We start from the raw sequence: 18,215 nt of genomic DNA, 5'->3' as shown, positions 1-18,215 counted from the left end.
TAACATTTGGGTTGTTAGATGGATGGTGGCTGTATGAAGATGTTAATCTAAGAATTCCAGGCTGCCCAGGTTTATATAATCAAACATGGAAACGAGTATTAGAAGAAGAAGGATTCTACTCAGTCTTTTTTCCAGTGTCTGAAACATATAAATTGGAACAGCAGATTATTATAGGGGTAAGTAACGGAGTTGTCAGGGAAAAATCAATAGTAACTGATAAAGATAGTGCTAATAGCAAAAGAAATATAATTAAGGTAAAAGAAAACCCTAGAATTAAACATGAAATCAAAATAACTTCTAACATGTTAAGGGATAAGGCAGAAGAGTATATGAAAAAAATAGTGGGTGATACTCTTAAGTTACCAAGTTCCAAAATAGATTCTTCAAGAACATTAGAATCTTATGGAATAGATTCAATTCTAGTAATCCAATTGACAAATGCCTTACGTAAAGATTTTAAAAAGATAAGTAGTACATTATTTTTTGAATTCAATACTATAGATGCAATAATAGAACATTTCATTGAAACTAGAAAAGAAGATTTGATGGATGCAGTAGGATTAAAAGAACAGCAGGAAATCCATGAAGAAGTTAACATAAATAATAATGAACAAAAATATGATTGTTTTGTAGATCAGGTAAACCCTATAAAAACCAGACCTTTAGTACATTCTATAAAACCTAGTGACAAATATTCTGACCTACCTGCTGATAATACAAAAGATATTGCCATAATAGGACTTGCAGGTAGATATGCAGGTGCTGACAACATAGACGAATTATGGGAAAATCTAAAGCTTGGGAAAAATTGTATAACCGAGATACCAAAAGAACGCTGGAACTTTAAAGATTATTATTGTGAAGAAAAAGGTAGAGAAGGATTTATGTATACCAAATGGGGAGGCTTCATTAAAGATATAGATAAATTCAGTCCTTTGTTCTTCAAAATATCTCCTGCTGAAGCTGAAAAAATGGACCCACAGGAACGATTGTTTTTGGAAACTGTATATAACTGTATTGAAGATGCAGGATATACTCCTAAGACAATATGTGATAATAAAAAAGTTGGTGTTTTTGTAGGTGTCATGAATGGAAATTATCCTTCTGGTTCTATCTATTGGTCCATAGCAAATAGGATTTCATACTTGATGAACTTTAAGGGACCTAGTATGGCGGTAGATACAGCTTGTTCTTCATCCTTGACGGCTATTCATTTAGCTCTAGAAAGCATACATAGCGGATCTAGTGAATGTGCCATTGTAGGTGGAGTGAATTTGATTGTGAATCCTGATCATATTATGAGGCTCACAGATATGACAATGCTTTCATCAGGTAATGAGTGCAAGGCATTTGGAGATGGAGCTGATGGATTTATAGATGGAGAAGGGGTTGGGGCAATCATTCTTAAGCCCTTATCAAAAGCTATTGATGATAGAGATAATATATATGGAATTATCAAAGGAAGTACCATAAACTCAGGAGGAAAAACAAATGGGTACACTGTTCCCAATCCTAATGCCCAAGCAGAAGTAATTGGGGATTGTTTGAAACGTACTGGTGTAAATTCAAGAACCGTTACTTACATTGAAGCTCATGGAACTGGTACAGCTCTTGGTGATCCTATAGAGATTCATGGTTTAACAAAAGCTTTTGAAAAAGAAACTAGGGATAAAAATTTTTGTTCCATAGGATCAATTAAGTCCAATATAGGACATTGTGAAGGTGCAGCAGGTATAGCAGGGGTTACAAAGGTATTATTACAAATGAAATATTCAAGGTTAGTACCTTCATTACATTCAAATGTGACAAACCATGAGATTGATTTTGCTAATACACCATTTGTAATACAACATGAATTAGCAAAATGGGAGAGACCTGTTATTAATATTAATGGTGTCACCAAAGAATATCCAAGAATTGCTGGGGTTTCATCTTTTGGAGCAGGTGGAGCAAATGCACATGTAATAATTGAAGAATACATACCAGAAAAATATAACCAACAGATGAACCAAGATACTTATGATACTTCAGTAATGATTGTACTTTCTGCTAAGAATGAGAATAGATTAAAGGCACTGGCAAACCAGCTATTGAATGGGATTAGAACAGGCAGATTACAAAACATGGATTTACTGGATATAGCTTATACTCTTCAGGTTGGACGGGAACCAATGGAAGAAAGATTAGGATTTGTTATACATTCCATGAAAGACCTTGAATATAAATTAGAAAATTATATAAAAGGCTACAATGATGATGAGGTATACAGAGCACGGATTAAACGAAATAAAAATGTCCTAGAAGATTTTGAGACAAATGAAGAATTACAAAACACAATAAAGGGATGGATAAAAGATAAAAGTTATATAGAAATAATTAAATTATGGATAAAAGGACTTGATTTTGATTGGAGTATGCTCTATGAGAATATCAAACCTAAGCGTGTAAGTTTACCAACGTATCCCTTTGATGGAGAACGCTACTGGATTAGCAGCAATGAAGCAAAAATAAGTAAAGTCCATAACAATAATATCTGTCAAATCGATACATGCAGCAGTAATGAAGATAATTTCTATGAGCATTTAATTGATGAAGTTATTAGTAATAAGGTTAGTATTTCTAGGGCTGTACAAGAAATAAATGATTATTGAAACGTATACAGGCGTGATAGATTGTTATTACATTCCATTAGTAGGAGGGGATTATGATAGATTTTATACAATATGTATTAAGTGAAGTGAAAAATGGACGGATAGATAAGTCAGAAGCAATTAACTTAATCAAACAATTTAAGCATCAATCATTATCAGATAAAGAAAACATATATCATCCTTCAGTGCATGAAAATATATCCGATTTACATGAGCAATGTAGTAAATCAGAGGTAAAAGGGGAAGAGCTTGTAGTTCTCTCCCCTAAATGGGAAGAAAGAACACTCCCAGCTGGAAATAAAGGATGTGAATACAAACAACGTTTAGTAATTTTTTGTGAGCTAGACATAAGTAATATAGAAAAAATAACAGTACAGGAGAAAAACGTGGAATATCTTATTCTCCAATCTGAAAAAGATGATATTGATGAAAGATTTGAAAACTATACATTGCAAATATTTGAAAAAATACAGGAATATATTTGTAAGGATAGTACAGGTAAAATATTGATTCAGATTATTGTACAGGATAAAGCCCAACAAGAAATATTTTCTGCTTTTCATGCCCTTATAAAGACTGCCATGTTGGAAAATCCAAAGATAACAGGTCAGCTTATACAACTGGGAGAGGATACCATAGATATAGCTGATAAGATGCAAAAGGAAAGCTGCTTTAATACAGGAACTAGAATATTATATAAAAATAATAAGAGGTTTATATTGAACTGGGATAAGGTTACAGATTCTAGCAAAAAGCAGTTACCTTGGAAAGATAGAGGGGTTTACATAATTACTGGAGGTGCTGGAGCATTAGGATTTTTATTTGCTAAAGAAATTGCACGCAATGCAAAAGCACCTGTAATTATTCTTATTGGCAGTTCATCAATTAATGAAAGCAAACAAAATAAATTGAATGAATTAGAAGAATTAGGTGCTATAGCAGAATACAGTCAAGTAAATGTTATGGAAAAAGAAAGTATAGATAAATTAATATGTAGTACCTTAGAGAAATACAATACAATTAACGGTATCATCCATAGTGCTGGTATAATCCGTGATGATTATATAATGAGAAAAAATAGTGATGAAATAAAAAAGGTTCTTGCTCCAAAGGTAACAGGATTAGTTAATATTGATGAAGCAACCAAAAAATTACCATTAGACTTCTTTATTTGCTTTTCATCTGGTGTTGGAGTCATGGGAAATATTGGACAAGTTGATTATTCCACAGCTAATGCTTTCATGGATGCTTATTCATACTATAGAAACAAACTTGTTAAGGATAATAAGCGACATGGACAAACTTTATCCATTAACTGGCCTTTGTGGAAAGACGGTGGAATGCACATTGATGTAGACACTCAAAAACAGATAACAGAAAATACAGGAATGGTTGCAATGGAAAGTTCTGTAGGTATTAATGCTCTGTACGAGGGATTGAATTCATGTAGTAGCCAAGTGTTAGTATTTTATGGAAATGACAGTAAATTCAGGAAATATCTTATTGAAGATTTGCATGATGAGTCTCTATCAAGAGATTCAACTATAGACAATGATAGGTCAGAATTACTCATAGAAAAGCTACAATATAAATTAAAAGTTTTATTAGGAGAAATAATCAAGCTAAAAGCGTCGGCAATTGATAGTGAAGAACCATTAGAGAGTTATGGTATAGATTCAATTATGATAACAAAGCTGAATCAAAAACTATCAGATGTGTTTGGCGATAATCTTTCCAAAACGTTATTTTATGAATATCAGACTATATATGATTTGACCCAATATCTTATAAAGGAATATGAGAGTAAGTGTATAACGTGGACAGGCATAATGCAATCTAAACCATTAACTGTAAATAATACCCATGAAAATGTTACTAAGGATAAAAAAACGATTACACCTTCAATACAAAAGCCAAAAATAGAAAAATTTCATAATAGAATTAATGATATCAATAATAGTAATGAAGATAACCTTAATAAAGAACAAGAGCCTATAGCAATAATAGGTGTATCAGGTCGTTATCCCAGAGCTGATAAATTAGAAGATTTTTGGAAAAATCTAGAAACAGGCAGAGATTGTATAACTGAAATTCCAGAAGAACGCTGGTCTATTGAAAACTTTTATCAAGAAGATATTTCAGAAGCAGTATCTAAAGGTAAAAGTTATAGTAAATGGGGAGGTTTTATTGAGGGATTTGCAGATTTTGATCCATTGTTTTTCAATATATCACCAAGAGAGGCATTATATATAGACCCACAAGAGAGGTTATTTATAGAAACATGCTGGGAAGTTATAGAAGATGCAGGATATACGAGAGAACGTATTGCTAAGGAGCATAATAATCAAGTTGGAGTTTTTGTAGGTATAACAAAAACAGGTTATGACTTATATGGTCCAGATTTATGGAGTCGTGGGAAAAATATATATCCACATACTTCATTTGGTTCAATGGCTAACAGAATTTCATATATACTTAATTTAAAAGGACCTAGTATGCCTATAGATACTATGTGTTCATCTTCATTAACTGCAATACATGAAGCGTGTCAGCACTTACGTCTTGGAGAATGTGAAATGGCAATTGCAGGAGGGGTTAATCTATATCTTCATCCCTCTAATTACATACAACTTAGTTCAAACAATATGTTGTCTTCAGATGGGCAGTGTAAAAGCTTTGGAGAAGGTAATAATGGATTTGTTCCAGGTGAAGGAGTAGGTGCAATTCTATTAAAACCTCTATCAAGAGCAGTTAATGACGGGGATAATATACACGCTGTTATCCGTGGAAGCAGTATCAATCATGACGGTAAAACAAATGGTTATACAGTACCTAATCCAATTGCACAAGGAGAAGTTATAAGATCTGCACTGGAAAAATCAGGAGTTAATGCACGAGCAATTAGCTATATTGAAGCTCATGGAACGGGTACTAAGATGGGAGATCCTATTGAGGTTACTGGACTATTACATGGATTTGAAGAAGAGACAACAGATACAGGATTTTGCGCTTTGGGTTCAGTAAAATCAAATATTGGACATTTGGAAGCTGCGGCAGGAATTGCTGGGATTACTAAAATCATATTACAGATGAAGAATAAGAAAATCGTTCCTAGTATACATGCTAAAAAATTAAATCCTAATATCAGCTTTGAGAAAACTCCATTTGTAGTACAACAAGAGCTGGAGGAGTGGAAACGTCCTCTAGTTGAAATAGATGGAGTAACAAAAGAATATCCTAGAATTGCAGGTATATCATCCTTCGGGGCAGGTGGTGCTAATGCACATATGATTATTGAGGAATATATACATGAATATGAAAAACAAGTCTTCAATATTACTACACCTAACAAGCCAGTTATGATTGTCTTATCAGCAAGAAAAAAAGAACAACTAAGGAAACAAGCAAAACAGTTGATATCTGCAATTAAAAAGAGTAATTATACAAATGCAGACTTAGATAATATTGCGTATACATTACAATTAGGACGTGAACCCATGAAAGAACGCATGGGAATAATTGTAAAAACATGCAAAGAGCTTGTAGAAAAACTAAAAGATTATTTAGAAGGTAAAGATAGTATAGATGTATATCAAGGTGAAGTAAAAGGTAATAAAAATACTATAAGCATGTTTTCAACAGACCAAGATTTAATAGATGCCATAGATTCATGGATAGCCAAGGATAAATATGGAAATATACTAAGTTTTTGGGTTAATGGAGTGTATGTTGATTTTAATAAATTATATGATAAAAAGTCTCAAATAATAAGTCTGCCAACATATCCTTTTGCTAGAGAACGATATTGGATTGCTGATATGGATAAGAATGATGGTATAAAACAGGCTGAAAATCATAATGTGAATATAAATACTATTAATGCATCAAATACAAAATGCATATTAAAACCTGTAAATGAAGCTAGAGCAGATGATATAAAACAAATTAAAAAGAAAGAGAAAATACAACTAAGTTCCATAAAAACTATAACTAATAATGATAATGAAGTACATCAAGACACAAAACTGATAACTTTATCACAAAATGATAATAATTTACATTTGACAAATATTAGTACAAATAATATATCTGTAACTGATACAAAAACTAATGATTTTAGAAAAAGCTTAGAAGTAGAATTAATTAAAAGCCTAGCAGAAATACTTGAAATGAACCAAGAGGATATTGATATGGATACCCAGTTTATTGATATAGGATTGGATTCAATCATAAGTGTTGAATGGGTTAAGGTAATTAATAAGAAATACGGTACTACAATAAAAGCAACCAGAGTATACGATTATCCTACTTTACGGGAGTTTGTTGATTATATAGCTACCAATATACATATAGAAGATAATAATATAGAAAATGAACAAAATAGTAAACAATGCAAAAACATATCATTTTCTAATTCAATAAAAATCAAGGAGAAAACTAATTCATACGACTACTCAATTGAAGTATTAACAGAAGAATTAGGGGATAGTCTAGCTAAAGTTTTAGCAATGAAAATAAATGATATAGATAATGAATCACAATTTATTGATATGGGATTAGATTCAATAATAGGTGTAGAATGGGTTAAGATTATTAACAAACAATATGGTACATCTATTAAAGCTACTAAGCTATATGATTACCCAACTATTAATGAGTTTGCTAAGTTTATGGTAAAGATAATAAACAATAAAGAAAATAGATTAAATGTACAAGAGACAATAAATAATATTGAAGCACCTTCATTGAAACAAATTATAAGTGAGGTCAAAAAAGGTGAGTTGGATATTAACCAAGCTGAACAGTTATTTCATCAATTAAGTTAAATATTAATAATAAAGAAGGGGTGCCAATGAATTCAAAAGAGATATTTGATGCACTGAAAAAAGGTAGTATAAGTATAGCTGATGCTGAAAAAGAATTAAAAAAGATACAAAATGAATCAGAAGAAAATAGGGTCGTTGACTTAGCTGAAATAGAATCGGGAATTGTTCAGGTAACAATAAAAGATAAAATCAATAAAAATACTTTTACAAAAGAATTGGTTGATGGATTATCACAAGCATTCAAGTCTATTAACGCAAGTGATAAATATAAAGTAGTCATTCTTAATGGGTATGATAACTATTTCTTATCAGGTGGAACAAAAGAAGGTTTATTAGCCATATATGAAGGTAAGACCAAGTTTACTGATATTGATATTTACAGTCTTCCATTAGAATGTAAAATTCCAGTTATTGCTGCTATGCAAGGACATGGAATAGGTGCAGGCTGGTCTATAGGAATGTTATGTGATTTTATTATAATGAGCCGAGAATGTTACTATGAAAGCAATTACATGAAATATGGTTTTACACCTGGTGCAGGAGCAACATTCATTTTCCCAGAAAAATTGGGGATTGGATTAGCTCAAGAAATCTTATTTACTGGAAAAAGGTTTCGGGGTTCCCAGTTAGAAGCAAAAGGTATTCCTTTTCCCGTATTACCAAAAAAAGAGGTCATACCTTATGCAATAGAATTGGCAAAAGAAATGGCAGCAGCTCCAAGAGAATCTTTAGTAGCCTTAAAAGAACGTATGGTAGGTTCAATGCGAGAAAAGCTTGCTAATAGTTATGCAAAAGAATTGAAGATGCATGAAAGGACTTTTGTCAATCAACCTGAGGTGAAGGAAAGAATAGAAGCACTATTTGCAGAGCAATCTACTAAGAAACAAGAGACTATACCTTCTACAGTTAATACAGAACCAGGATCGTATGAAAATATGGCTGATAATTCTATTGCAATAATTGGGATGTCAGGACAGTTTCCAAAGTCAAAGGATGTTAATGAATTTTGGAATAATATAGCTAATGGTAAGGATTGTATTTCTGAAATCCCTACTGATAGATGGTCCATCAATGAATATTATGATTCTAATCCTAAAGCAAAAGGTAAAACTTATTGTAAATGTATGGGAGTATTAGAGGATATAGATAAATTCGACCCTCTATTCTTCAATATATTACCAGTAGAAGCAGAATTAATGGATCCACAACAGAGATTGATGTTAGAAAATTGCTGGCATTGTATTGAAGACGCAGGAATTAATCCATATACATTGTCTGGAACTAAATGCGGTGTTTTTGTTGGATGTGTACCTAGTAGTTATGGGGATAGCTTTAACAAACATGAAATTAATGCACAAAGTTTCATAGGCTCATCATCATCTATTTTAAGTGCCAGGATTTCATATTTATTGAACTTAAAAGGTCCTTGTTTAGCTATTGATACAGCGTGTTCATCTTCCTTGGTAGCAATAGCTGAGGCATGTAATAGTCTCATTCTACATAATAGTGATATAGCATTAGCTGGAGGAGTCTATGTTTCAATTGGACCTAACCTCCATATTGGAACCAGCAAAGCTATGATGTTATCAAAAGATGGCAGATGCTTTACTTTTGATGACCGTGCAAATGGATTTGTACCTGGAGAAGGAGTAGGAGTCATTTTATTAAAGAGACTTGAAGATGCCATAAGGGATAAAGACCCCATTCAAGGTGTAATCAAGGGATGGGGAATGAATCAAGATGGAAAAACTAATGGTATTACTGCACCAAGTACTATTTCACAAGTAGGATTGGAAAAAGAGGTATACCAGCGTTTTAATATTAATCCAGAAACTATCTCATTAGTAGAAACTCACGGAACAGGTACGATACTTGGTGACCCTATAGAAGTTGAGGCACTAATAGAATCATTTAGTTCATATACCCATAAGAAAAATTATTGTGCACTTTCATCTGCAAAAAGTAATGTGGGTCATCTATTAACAGCGGCAGGAATAGCAAGTGTTTGTAAAGTCTTACTTGCATTAAAACATAAAACTTTACCACCAACCATTAATTTTGAAGTACTTAATAGACATATTTCATTAGATGATAGTCCTTTTTATATAAATACTAAATTGAAACCATGGAAGGCAGAAGCAGGAATACCTAGACGTGCTTGTGTGAGTGCCTTTGGATTCAGCGGAACTAATGCACATCTTGTAATTGAGGAATACGTATCTAAACAAGATGAAAGAAAAGTTCAAAAAATGGATGAAGATAGAGAAGTATTATTTGTATTGTCAGCAAAAAGTAAAGAACAACTAAAAATATATGCCAAAGATGTAAAAGAGTGGATGGAATCAAAGGACGAATCAAATTTATTGAATCTGGCATATACATTACAGGTAGGTAGGGCAGCTATGGACTATCGTTTGGCATTTATAGCTGATTCCAAAGAAATGTTACTCAACAGACTAGATGAATATATTAATGACTATTTATCAGATAGAATATTATCAGCCAAGATTACAAAAGATATATCTTCTTTATTGGATGGAGAAGAACCTGATGATTTGATACAAAATCTTATAGATAAAGGTGAATTAGATAAGCTATTAGAATTATGGGTCAATGGGTTAAATGTTCAGTGGGATAAGCTGTATCCTAATAATAAACCTAGAAGGATTACAATACCTGGATACCCTTTTGCAAAAGAGAGTTATTGGCTGCCTGAAAATAATAAAACTGTTAATGATGTAACAATCAATAATGAAATAGTTAATAGTAGTGCTAATAACACAAAAAATGTCACTGATAAAATAGAAGCTGATAAGCTTATTAAAAATCTTGAAACTATTACTCATGATGATTTGGTAACAGCTTCAGTAGAACATCTTAGAACTTTGATGATAGAAGTTACTAAAATTCCTGAGGATAGATTAGATGTTGAAACACATTTTGAGGAATTAGGGTTAGATTCCATAATAATATCTATAATGAATCAAAAAGTAGAAAAATGGACAGGAAAATTAGATACTACTCTATTTTTTAAATATAATACTGTTAAAGCATTAGGTGAATATATCGCAGAAAATCATAAAGATGCAGTAGAATCATTGATAGATGATAAGGCTGCTACACCAATAACAACAAATATTAATCAGCCCATAGTAGCTGAAAAAAATATTTCGCTAAGAAAAAAATCTATAGAGAATTTAGATAGACAAACAGATTGTGATATTGCCATAATCGGTATTTCAGGACATTATCCGCAAGCAGATACACTTGAAGAATTCTGGCAGAATTTATATGAAGGTAAAGATTGTATTGAGGAGATACCTACTTCACGCTGGTCTTTAGAGGGTTTTTATGAACCTAATAGAGTTAAAGCTGTGGAAACTGGTCTAAGTTACAGCAAATGGGGAGGTTTCTTAAAAGATATTGATTGCTTTGATCCGTTGTTTTTTAATATATCACCTATCAATGCTATGGATATGGACCCTCAAGAAAGACTTTTTCTTGAATCAGCATGGGCTTGTGTAGAGGATGCTGGATACACAAGAGAATCATTAAGAAAAGAGAGATATAGTAATAGAATAGGAGTATTTGCAGGTGCTACTTTCAATAATTATCAACTGTTAAAGGCAGAAGAAGCCTTTAAGGCCAATAGAGAAATGTATACTGCAAGTGGGCAGATATTTACTATTTCCAATAGAGTATCCTATGTGATGAATTTTACTGGACCAAGTTTAACTGTAGATACAGCTTGCTCGTCTTCATTATATGCTGTTCATCTAGCATGTGAAAGTATCAAAAGAGGAGAGTCTTCTATGGCAGTTGCTGGTGGAGTTAACTTATCGCTTCATCCTAGCAAATATATTGCTTTATCACAAACTCAGTTTGCTTCTACTGATGGAAGATGTAGAGCTTTTTGCGAAGGTGGAACAGGGTATGTACCTTCTGAGGGTGTGGGTACAATATTGTTAAAACCACTTGATGATGCAATAGAAGATGGTGATCATATCTATGGAATCATAAAAGGTTCAGGGGTCAGTCATGCTGGAACTACTAATGGATATACAGTGCCTAGCCCAGTTGCACAATCTCAAGCTATAGAGGATGCATTAATATATAGTAATATACATCCACGTAGTATTAGTTGTATTGAAGCCCATGGGACAGGAACTGCTTTAGGTGATCCTATAGAAATAGCGGGATTAAAAGATGTATTTGAAAAATATACTGAAGATAAAGGCTTTTGCTCAATTTCTTCTGTGAAATCAAATATTGGTCACGCTGAGGCTGCGGCTGGAATGGCTCAACTGGCAAAAGTTCTATTAGAGATGAAACATAAAACTTTGGCAAAGAATGTAATGCATGGAAAGGGATTGAATAAAAATATTGATTTTGACGATTCTCCTTTTGTAGTACAACAAAAAACAGAAAATTGGAATCGACCTATAATAGAAAATAGAGAAATTCCTAGAAGAGCAGGTATTTCTTCTTTTGGAGCAGGAGGAACTAATGTCCATTTAATAGTAGAAGAATACACTAAATCAGAACAATCAAACATAGTGATTAATACTGAACAACCAGTAGTAATAGTGCTTTCAGCTAGAAATCAAGAAAGATTAAAAGAGCAGATAAAACAATTATTATGTTTTATGGATAAACAAAAACTTACAGATAGAGATTTGCCAAGCATTGCTTATACACTACAGGTTGGACGAGAAGCAATGGAAGAACGTATTGCTTTAATAGCAGAAAATACCCAAAATGTAAAATCAAAATTACAGCAGTTTATTGATGGAAAAGAAGATATACATAACTTAAAACAAAGTAGAATCCAAGGTAACAAGCACAATATTATTTCTAGTAAAGAACTAGAGGAAATTATTAGCGATGATTCCTTTAACAATTGTTATCTTAAAATTATTGATTTATGGGTTAATGGAGTCAATATTGATTGGGATAGATTATATAAAGATGTGAAGCCTATAAAAATAAGTTTACCAACATATCCTTTTGCTAAAGAAAAATACTGGGTTTCTAATAATGAAGATATAAGAGAACAGAAGATTGTCCATGAAGAATATGTTAGTACTGATACAAGTACCCTAATGCTACAGCCTGTATGGATAGAACAAGATATAATAGAGGAGGATAATTCATCCATTAGTTTTGAGAATCATTTAATAATATTATGTGAACCAGATATGGAGTTACAAGATTATTTACAAACTAATATGAACAACAAGAATCTATTGATTTTAGATTCAAGGCAAGATGCAGTAGCAGACCGCTTTGAAGAATACGCTATAGAAGTATTTAACAAGATATCTGGTATTTTAAAAGAAAAACCTACTGATAGTGTATTTGTTCAAGTTATTGTATTTGAAGGCATACAACAACAACTTTTCACTGGACTTTCTGGATTATTGAAAACTACGTGGCTTGAGAATCCAAAATTGGTAGGACAGATAATTCAACTTGAAATGAGTAAAGAACCTGACGAAATTATTGAGATACTAGAAGAAAATGTTAAAAATTATTTTGATAATCAAGTCCTTATAAAAGATAATAAAAGACTAATTTCAAGTTGGAGTGAGGTGAAAGTATCAGGAGATGATATATATATACCATGGAAAGATGGAGGTATATATTTAATTACTGGTGGTCTAGGAGGTTTGGGACTGAAAATTGCTAAAAATATAGCTGATAAAACCAGTAATTCAACATTGATTCTTCTAGGGCGTTCTACTCTTAATGAAAATAAGAGTAACAGTATACAAGAATTAATAGATAAAGGTAGTACAGTATTATATAAACAAACTGATATTACAATTAAAGAAGATATTGTAGAATTAATTGATAATATACAGATAGAATACGGACACATTAATGGTATCATTCATACTGCTGGAATAATACAGGATAATTTTATAATCAAGAAAACAGCAAAAGAGTTTCAGGATGTATTAGCTCCAAAAGTTAAAGGATTAGAGAATCTTGATTGTGCAAGTAAAGATATTAAGCTGGATTTCTTTGTACTATTTTCTTCTATAGCTGGTATATTTGGAAATCTTGGACAAGCTGATTATGCTGCCGCTAATGCATTTATGGATGCCTATGCCAAGTATCGTAACCATTTAGTAGATAGAAAACAGAGATATGGTCAAACAGTATCTATTAACTGGCCTTTATGGAAAGATGGAGGAATGAGTATTGACCAAGAAACTGAAAATATATTAAAACAGGAAACAGGAATGATTCCTATGAAGACAGAAACAGGAATCAGTATGTTATATCATGGGTTAGCTTCTAACAATAGCCAGTTGATGGTGTTAGATGGTGAATCAGATAAATTACGCAGATTCATTGACAGTTCAATAAAACAACAATCAAATAATGTAAAACCTTCTGATATTAATGTTGATATTGGACAGTTAAGAGAAAAGACCTTATATAACTTGAAATTATTGTTTGGTAAAACTATTAAGCTAAGTGTTGATAGAATCAGAGAAGAGGAACCTCTAGAAAATTATGGAGTAGATTCAATAATTATTATGCAGCTTAATCAAAAGATCGCCAATGTATTTGGAGAAGTATCCAAAACTCTATTTTATGAATATCAGACATTAGGAGCTTTATCAGAATATTTTATTACTGACCATATTGATAAATGCATAGAATGGACTGGATTTATGGTAACAAATCAATCTAATGATTTCATAGAAAAGAAGAATAAGGAAATCACTAGAGGTATTAACCATAAGGAAGTTGATAACAACCATGAACCTATAGCCATAATAGGCATGAGCGGAAAATATCCACAAGCTAAGAACCTTGATGAATATTGGGAAAACCTAAAGGATGGAAAAGATTGTATTACTACTATTCCAGAAGAGCGGTGGAAATTAGATGGATTTTTCCAATCTGACATTAATAAAGCTGTAGCAGATAATAAAAGCTATGGTAAATGGGGAGGATTCATAGATGGTTTTGCAGATTTTGATCCTTTATTCTTCAAAATATCGCCTAGAGAAGCCATGAATATGGATCCACAAGAACGATTGTTTATAGAATCTTGCTGGCAGGTGCTTGAGGATGCAGGTTATACAAAAAATCAGCTTGAGATACAAAATCATAGAAAAGTAGGTGTTTTTGCAGGTATTACCAAAACAGGATTTGACTTATATGCACCTAATTTATGGGAAGAAGGTAAGAGAGTTTTTCCACATACTTCTTTTAGTTCAGTAGCTAATAGGATTTCCTATCTATTGAACTTACAGGGCCCTAGTATGCCTGTTGATACTATGTGTTCATCTTCATTGACTGCTGTCCATGAAGCTTGTGAACATATTTATAACGGTGATTGTGAAATGGCTATCGCAGGGGGAGTTAATCTATACGTGCATCCTTCTAATTATGTTGCCCTCAGTGCCCAAAAGATGCTTTCAATAGATGGAAAATGTAAGAGTTTTGGACAGGGCGCTAATGGTTTTGTACCAGGAGAAGGAGTAGGGTGTATTTTATTGAAACCTCTATCCATGGCTGTTGAAGATGAAGATCATATTTATGCTGTCATTAAAGGAACTAGTATCAATCATGGTGGAAAAACTAATGGATATACAGTACCTAATCCAAATGCTCAAGGTAAAGCTATTAGAGGGGCACTAGATAAAGCAGGTGTTAATTCACGAACAGTAAGCTACATAGAAGCTCATGGAACAGGTACAGAACTAGGAGATCCTATTGAGATAACAGGATTAAATAAGGCTTTTGGGAAAGATACCAAGGATAAGGGATTTTGTGCTATTGGTTCTGTAAAATCCAATATTGGTCATCTTGAAGCAGCGGCAGGTATAGCTGGTATTACAAAAGTTGTTTTACAAATGAATAATAGAAGTATAGTACCAAGTTTACATTCAAAAGAACTTAATCCGAATATTAATTTTCATAAGACACCTTTTGTTGTACAGCAAGAGCTCACTAAGTGGGAAAGACCTAATATAACAATTAATGGAGAAAAAAAGGAGTTTCCTAGAATAGCTGGTGTATCTGCTTTTGGAGCAGGAGGGGCTAACGCTCATGTAGTCATTGAAGAGTATATACCAAAAGTGAGTCAGAAATCAGGTATGGTAAAATCACAAAATTCAGTAATTGTTGTATTATCAGCAAAAGGCAGGAAACAGTTACTGGATCAGGTACAGCAGTTGTTAAAAGCTGTGGATGAAAAGCAATACTCTGATAGTGATTTGAGTAAGTTGGCTTACACACTTCAAACTGGTCGTGAAGCTATGGATGAACGTCTAGCTGTAGTAGTAAAACATATACCAGATTTGAAGGATAAGCTAGGTGATTACATAGAAGGAAAAGATGGTATATCAGAATTATATGAGGGACAGGTTAAGAATAATAAAGATATGATAAGTTTCTTGGGAACAGATGAAGATATACAGGAAGCAGTATGGAAATGGGTTAAGCGTAAAAAATATTCTAAGCTTCTAGGCTTATGGGTAAGAGGACTTAATATTGATTGGAATAAACTATATGATGGCAATATACCAGGTAGAATAAGTCTGCCTACATATCCTTTTACAAGACAACGTTATTGGTTAGTAGAAGCTAATAAATCAGATAAAGCAAAGAACATTGGAAATGGAATATCAATTTCAAATGCTTATAGGAAAATATGTGATATTGAACCTTTAAAGGGGAGACGTATATCCTCACCTTTAAAAGAGATTCAATACGAATATATAATAGGTACTGATAACTTAAAAGAAATTCAAGATAACTCTAATGTATTACATGTAGGATATTATCTTGAAATGTTAAGTGATTCAATTAAATCCTATTTTGGTATTAGTTCCTATACAATTATTGATATGTCCTTTATAAGAGCTCTGAAGTTCATAGAAGATAATTATAAAGTCATTGATTTGGTTTTTACCAATGAAGAAGATGATTTATGGAAATTTTATTTCTATAGTAAGGATAAAGATGGGGATGATTGGCTGATTCATGCAAAAGGACATATTAACATTAATGAGCATCTTGATAATATGTTACAAGCTAATAGTCTGCTTGCAATTACTGAACAGGATAATATGCAGTATTCATCAATGGAATTCTATGAATTGATAGAAGAACAAGGTTTTGGTATGGGGAATACTGTGAAATGGATAGACCAGGTATGGAAAAAGGGAGAAGATTTAGTAACACTATTCAGACCATGGGATAAGACTGAATTGGGTAAGAATTATTGTATTGGAGTTCATCCAGGTATATTTGACTCTTGTGCTCAGCTTTTTGTTCTTACAGGCACAGATAATCTACAGGAAAATACTTTATTCATGATGACAGAGATACAAGAATTAACTCTAAATTGTGATGATAAGTTGGATAAAGATTATGACATATGGTGTTATATGAAATTGCATCAAACAAATAGTAGTGAAGATTATCTAGAGGGAGATTACAAGATTTTTACTGATGATGGTTTACTTATTGCTCAAGCAAAGAAAGTAAAAGTCAAGAAGATAGAAAAAGAAATTCTTAAGAATACAATTAACAGGCTAAACAGAACAAAAAAAGGTATTAATACTATATCTGCTAAAGGCAGTGTTAATTATGAGATTGAAGAAGAATTACAAGATAAAGTGGTCTCTATTGTATCAGAACAATTAGGTATGGACTCAGAAAATATAAATATTGATGAAGCACTAATGGATATGGGCATGGATTCAATAATAGCCATTGATATTAGACATGGGATTAAAAAAATATTGGGTGTAGAAGTTCCTACAGAAGAGATACTGCAAGGACCTACTATAAGAGAAATGACAAAAATATTGGAAGACATTATAGATAAAAAATCTAATATAGAGGCTAGGGATGATGGACAATCAGAAATTGAATTACATGATAATAGTGAATTGAATAAATGGATTTCTTACAGGATAGTCAAGAAGAATCCTGCATTCAGACTTTTCTGTCTGCCATATGGTAGTGGTGGAGGAGCTTCACTATTTAAAAATTGGCATAAGAAATTACCGGATGATGTAGAGATATGCCCTATACAGCTTCCAGGTAAGGAAAATAGGATTAAGGAAAAACCATTTATTGATATTAATATGGCCGTTGATACATTAAAAAATATACTTTTACAAGAGCTTGATGTACCTTATGGATTTTATGGACATAGTATAGGAGCATTAATAGCATATAGATTAGCTTATCAATTATGGAAAGAACTTGATAATAAACCGAAACATTTATTTGTTGGGGCATATACCTCACCAGTTATTCAACCTAATCCACTTATTACATATAGGAAAGAAAAGTTTGAGGCTATGGGTTTTGATGATATTCCGAACCCAGATATTATTTCATCAGTCAGTGACGAACAATTGGTGAAAGTATTAAAAGTTATTGATTTTAATTCAAATATCAATGATGAGGTTTTAAAAGCATTGCTACCAACAGTACTTTCGGAACTTAAGATGGTAAAAGACTATAAAAACATGGACGAAGATATTTTTGATATACCTATTACTGCATTTCATGGTATTGATGATGATGTAGTCAAAGAAAAAGAAATGAGATTATGGTGTAAATTAACAAAAAATAAATTTAGGTTTCATACCTTATCAGGTAATCATTTATTCTTGCATGAAGAACAAAGCCAAGAAAAATTATTAAAGTTGATAGCATGGGATTTAAACAATTATAAAAAGCGTAGGTGATTAAT

Annotated in this window: 3 protein-coding genes; all 3 read left to right on the top strand. The window is 32.4% G+C overall.

The window, feature by feature from the left end; translation table 11 throughout:
• Positions 1-2,651 (top strand): type I polyketide synthase (locus tag AACQ14_RS16060; protein WP_339364604.1); only part of this gene is annotated, 2,651 nt, incomplete at its 5' end.
• A gap of 53 nt (positions 2,652-2,704) precedes the next feature.
• The gene (locus AACQ14_RS16055) at positions 2,705-7,477 is read left to right on the top strand and encodes an SDR family NAD(P)-dependent oxidoreductase (protein WP_339364602.1); all 4,773 of its coding nucleotides are present in this window, start codon (positions 2,705-2,707) and stop codon (positions 7,475-7,477) included.
• 26 nt (positions 7,478-7,503) lie between these two features.
• Positions 7,504-18,210, top strand: coding sequence for an SDR family NAD(P)-dependent oxidoreductase (locus AACQ14_RS16050; protein ID WP_339364601.1), 10,707 nt, complete (start codon positions 7,504-7,506; stop codon positions 18,208-18,210).
• The last annotated feature ends 5 nt before the right edge of the window (positions 18,211-18,215 follow it).

Source organism: Vallitalea maricola (assembly GCF_036985595.1).
GTDB classification, from domain to species: Bacteria; Bacillota; Clostridia; order Lachnospirales; family Vallitaleaceae; genus Vallitalea; species Vallitalea maricola.
Note: the sequence above shows the minus strand (reverse complement) of the source record. Positions and strands in the feature narration are given on the sequence as shown.